This window comes from Gammaproteobacteria bacterium (assembly GCA_016765075.1).
Taxonomy (GTDB): Bacteria; Pseudomonadota; Gammaproteobacteria.
In genome coordinates this window covers 1-5529 of sequence record JAESQP010000062.1, presented here as the reverse complement: position 1 = coordinate 5529, position 5529 = coordinate 1, and the positions used below count along the sequence as shown (strand labels likewise).

5 protein-coding genes are annotated in these 5529 nt (G+C 42.3%); all 5 read left to right on the top strand.

The features are described from left to right. Window positions 1–584 precede the first annotated feature (584 nt). Entirely contained in the window at window positions 585–1706 is a 1122-nt protein-coding gene (locus JKY90_03760) for a D-alanine--D-alanine ligase (protein MBL4851381.1), read from the top strand. Between the two features lies 1 nt (window position 1707). Continuing rightward, complete coding sequence (locus JKY90_03755) at window positions 1708–3465, top strand: lysophospholipid acyltransferase family protein (protein MBL4851380.1); 1758 nt, start codon at window positions 1708–1710, stop codon at window positions 3463–3465. Then, window positions 3453–3983, top strand: a complete 531-nt coding sequence (locus tag JKY90_03750) for a hypothetical protein (GenBank protein MBL4851379.1) — start codon at window positions 3453–3455, stop codon at window positions 3981–3983. The genes JKY90_03755 and JKY90_03750 overlap by 13 nt, the downstream gene beginning before the upstream one ends. 12 nt (window positions 3984–3995) lie before the next feature. Further along, on the top strand, window positions 3996–4799 hold the full coding sequence (locus JKY90_03745; GenBank protein MBL4851378.1) for an NRDE family protein: 804 nt from the start codon (window positions 3996–3998) through the stop codon (window positions 4797–4799). A 591-nt stretch (window positions 4800–5390) separates the two neighbouring features. Continuing rightward, the gene (locus JKY90_03740; GenBank protein MBL4851377.1) at window positions 5391–5495 is read left to right on the top strand and encodes a hypothetical protein; all 105 of its coding nucleotides are present in this window, start codon (window positions 5391–5393) and stop codon (window positions 5493–5495) included. Window positions 5496–5529 lie beyond the last annotated feature (34 nt).

Below are 5529 nucleotides of genomic sequence, written 5' to 3'. Positions count from 1 at the left end.
TCGCTACCTCGTGATAGATTTTGTACTTCCCTGTACAAAATCGACTCGCCTACGCGACAGCCTATGTTCCCCGACCGCCCTGCGTCCATGCCACAACGTCGCAAGCTCGTCACTGGCTACGTAGCACTACCTCAATGGCTCTACGGCAACTATAGCTGTACTATTTTCTTCTCCATCACTCGCTAACGCTCCTAATTACGAAAAAACAATACAGCGTTGCCTATCAGGGACTACTCGCCCTCGCTCCGCTCTCCATGGCTCGCAGCGAACGCATGAGTGCACTATGTTTCTTGGGAGCATGGCAATTAAAATTGAATAGAAGGCAATATAATGGGTTTATTCACAGTAATATTAAGATTTGGCGATAAGTTCTTAATATTTTACAGTTTATACTATGCGCTATTATTTGTTATTACTTTACAATCAAATGCTTGCAACTGTTTTATGTGTTATTTAGTGTAGATTGTAATTTAATTGCTTATTGTTAATAACTTGATTGTGCGCTTATGAATTACAGTGATATAGCTGTTAAAATCTCTCGGTCTTGTGCTAAACGAACTTATTCGGATATCTACCATAATACAATGAGTCGAGCTGTGATGCCTGATGGCAGTTATGTCACACCAGGCATGCCCCCATTGGAAGCCTCAGATAAAGCGGTTTCTTTTTTTGAATTTTGGCCGTCATGGTTAATGTATGGCCCAGTGGCGATACAATGGTTAATACTGTCGCTTTATTACCGGTCATTATCGTTACCATTGATCGCTAATCCAAACATTGCGAGTGCCGGAATGGTTGGTTTTTCTAAAAGTGAACTGTTAGCGCAAGCTGAGCCTTCAGTACAAAAATGGATATTGCCCTGGCTGACACATACCTTGACCGAGGATTCTGTCGCTGATCAAACGAACCAATTATTGCAATCTCTAACTGATAATAAGCTGTCATTGCCTATTGTTGGCAAGCCCGATATGGGATGTCGTGGCGTAGGGGTTAAACTAATCGCTACAGAGTCTGAGTTGCATGATTATGTTAAGCACTATTCTGTTAATAGCACGTTGATGTTACAGCGTTTAGCGGATTGGGAGCCAGAAGCTGGTGTATTTTATGTGCGTTACCCGAATGAAGCCAAGGGACGTATTGTCTCAATGGGGCTGAAATATTCGCCGTATGTGGTAGGTGATGGCACCAGTACTTTACGTCAATTACTTGCGGCTGATGCACGTGCTAGCCAGGTAACACACCTTTATGAGACGCGACACCAAGATAAGCTTGACCAAGTTATCGTAAAAAATGAACCCTTTCGATTGGTTTTTGCTGCAAGCCATAGTCGCGGTGCGATATTCTGTGACGCTAAACAGTACATTACCGAGGCCTTAACACATCGTATTGATGAGATAATGTTGGGGTTTCCTGAGTTTTACTACGGGCGATTAGATATTAAATTCAATACTGTAGAGCATTTAATGCAAGGTGAGGATTTCGCCATTATCGAAGTCAATGGTGCGAGTTCAGAATCGTTGAATATTTGGGATAAGCAAACAAAGCTGAGTGAAGCCTGGGCGACATTGTTTGGTCAATACCATACTTTATTTAAGATAGGCGCAATGAATAGGCAGCGCGGACATACGCCACCAGGAATTTTTAGCCTATGGCGTGCATGGCGTATGGAACAAGCGTTATCAAAGCATCATCCTGCGACAGACTAATATGAATTATGACAGCTTAGTGAATCCATTCCAGCTACCAATCAAAAACCGAATGGTCGCGACGATGCTTGAGTCTGTGTTGGGTTTGAAGTCCTTGGCAAAACATTATGCGCGTCGTCCGCAGAATATTACGCCTGATTGTTTTCTTGATTACACCTTGCAATCGTTGGGGGTCAATGTTCGAGTTGAATCTGATAATTTTCTCGACGAGATTCCTCGTGCTGGCCCAGTCTTAGTCGTTGCCAACCATCCTTTGGGTGGGCTGGAAGGTGTTGCTATCGCGCAAATGTTATTGAAAGTGCGCCCCGACCTGAAGGTAATGACCAATCAACTGCTAACACGTATTCCCGAACTACGCGATATTTTTATTGGCGTTGATGTATTGTCAAATAATGCGGTGAAGCAAAATTTACGCGGCGTGCGTGAGGCAATGAAGCATCTTCGTAACGACGGTATGTTGCTGGTATTTCCTGCCGGTCAAGTGTCCGCCATTAATGTTAAGTTAAAACGAATCGAAGACCGACCGTGGGATCGTTTGGTAGGACAGTTAGTTAAGCGCAGTAAAGCGGTATGTGTGCCTATCTATGTTAAAGGGAAAAATAGTAGGCTATTTTATATTTTAGGTTTGCTTCATCCACGCTTGCGCACACTGATGTTGGCGCGCGAGCTAGCCAATAAAAATGGTTGGCAGCTAGATTTAAAAATCGGTGAGCCGATTACGCCAAATGAAATCAAGCAGCTTGATGATGAAGCGTCCATTACTCACTATTTACGTCTGAGTACAGATTTATTAGGTCTAAAGTCTGAGAAAAACAAAAAACTAAGTCATAACCAAGTTCATGAGATTAAACGCCCCAGCGTCAAATTATTCCATGATATTCAACAGCTCCATGAGTTCAAGATAAATGAATCAGGGCAGTTTGATGTATACATCGCCCCCTATGATCGTCTTGGCGGCATGATGGAACATATCGGTATTGCACGTGAAATCACCTTTCGTGCTGCTGGTGAAGGCACCGGCAACAGCGTCGATATTGATCGCTTTGACCCGCATTATCAGCATCTGTTCTTATGGGATAGAGAAAAACAGGTGGTTGCCGGTGGTTATCGTATTGGCCGCGTCGATGAGATTGTTGAAAAGCATGGTATCGATGCGCTATATGGCCGCACACTGTATCGCTTTGATGAGGCCTACCTAGCCCGTATTGGTAAAGCTTTAGAGGTTGGACGTTCATTTGTGCACCCGGATTATCAGCGACACCCGTTAACACTTGATTTATTATTGCGCGGCATTGGCGCATACGTTGCGAAAAATCCTGACTATCCAACTTTGTTTGGCGCAGTGAGTATTTCGCGTGATCATTCTGACATGGCGCGTGCATTGATCGCTGAGAGCATGTTGGAATCCTTTCGGGCAGAGCAACGTTATATCGAAGATGTCAGACCAGTAAAACCATTTCGTGTTGCCGGAAAAACCTGGACCGATGACATGCTAGCGTCGTTAAGCAAAGTCTCGGTACTGAACAAACTAGTCGGCCGCTGCGATGCAGGAAAAACCTTACCGACTTTATTACGGCATTATTTAGCAATGAATGGAAAGTTTGTTTGTTTTTCAGTGAATACTGTTTTTAATGATTCATTGGACGGCTTAATATTAGTCGACTTTCGAAAAATGCCACGCCGCTATGCAACACGTTATCTTGGTAAAGAAGGGGTTGAGTGTTTTCAAACACGATGGAAAGATGAATGCGATTACTAGTTACCGCCAATACTGATGCAATAGAACAGTTGCTTGCTCTCATTGAGCTTGCGCCAGATAATGTTTATCAAAATATCCCAACAGGCATGACGTCAACTATGGGTCGTCATGTGCGTCATGTATTAGATCACTATAGCGCGTTACAAGTAGGTGTAGTTAATAACATGATCGATTACGACCGACGCAGCCGAGATAGCGTAATAGAAACAGACCCTATGATTGCAACAAAGCAGCTCAACGATTTAGTTGTGTGGATGGAAGATAGCATTAGCCTGGACGCACCACTTAAGATGAAAACCGAGATATCCATGAATAATCAAGAGAGTTGCCAAGAGTCATGTGTAGTCAATAGCACACTACAGCGTGAATTAATTTATTTGCTTAATCACACCGTACATCATGTTGCCTATATTACGTTAGTATTGCGCACTTTTGGTATTAAAATCGATCAGTACATTGGTGTCGCACCAGCAACGCAAAGCTATTTAAAATCAAACACTATCAACCAAGTGGGCTAGGCAATGTGTACCGTGAGTATTTTACGGGATAACAATGGCTTAATTGTCACGTCAAACCGCGACGAGCTACGTACGCGTAATGAAGCAGGATTAAGGCAAAAGTCGACAGTAGGGCGGGCAGAAACAACGCAATGTATATACCCCGTTGATGCACAAGCACAAGGCACCTGGGTAGGTGCTAACGATTACGGTATCGTTGCCAGCTTGCTCAATATGTATGAAGCAGATTATCAAGCTGATCCCGCACTAACAAAGAGCCGCGGCTTAATCATTCCACGTTTGCTCGAATTTCGTCGCCTTAGAGACGTGAGAAAATGGTTAACACAATCATTAGAACCAAGGTTGTATAACGCGTTCGTGTTGCTGGTGATGGATAAAAATGATCTCTATCGTTATCGCTGGGATGGTTTAAGCTTAAATGAAGAGTGCGTGCAGTTTTCACACTACTTTCTTGAATCTTCCTCTTCCGTTGATTTGGCAGCAACCGTAATGTATCGGCAGAACCAGTTCAAGGATTGGCAAATAACAGATAATTGCTCCCATAATCGTGCCCAGAGTATTTTAAGGTTTCACTGTAAGCATGATGAAGACAATGCCAGCAAATCAATATGCGTGGCGCGAGAACAATCCCACACTAAAAGCGTCAGTCAAATTCAAATTAGTAATAGTCATGTTGATTTTCGCTATCTATCGCCTGATAATTTAGCTGGGCTTATCAATACAAATATTGACATTAAACAATTAGAAGTTGCTAGGCATGAGTTATTGGTGGTAGCGCAAGCAGGTAAGGTATCGCAAAAAGCATCTGCAGCATAAGGCCAGATCTAATAACTGCTTGTAGCCTCTGGCTTTCAGGTTTCCCCAGCTACAATGCCAGAAATGACCTTGAGTTTTCTTCCTCTCATGCGCACTGTAAATTGAATTCACCTAGTTGTATCCCCGTAAAGGGCTCTGACTCTGGTTATTTTTAGGTGGAATGGGTGTCGAAACCGATTGCACCGTTATTCCCCCTTGAAAATATTTTCTTTATTGAGCATGTATAAAAATACATATCATTGGCAGGTATATAATTTTAGCAGTGTATGCACTTTTACATTATGGTAGTTAAATGAAGAAATACGGCTAATATTCAGTAGCTTAGTCAGAATATCGAAAACTATTCTCTCTGTGCACAATAGCCAAAAGGTGATACGTAGCAGCTATGTATTACTTATAGAAATGTAATGTGGATACCAATATAATTTATTGAAAAATAAAGAAAAATTTATTAACGGGGAGGAAATCAATGAGCGTGTTATATAGCGATTTGGTGATACACTGCTGCAGTATAATAAGCTGTTATGTTTCATCCAGCATTAAGCCATGGTTAGCAAACCTATGTGTGAATTAAGGAATATTGGTAAAACTGTGTCTACTCGACTACATGGCATTGGCATTGCTAATGAAGCTGAATTGAAAAGGTTAGGAGCAGAAAAAGCCAAACCAATATTTTCAGCAGGCTTGGCGAAGTAATGCAAAGAAACATAACAAGAACATCAAGATCGTT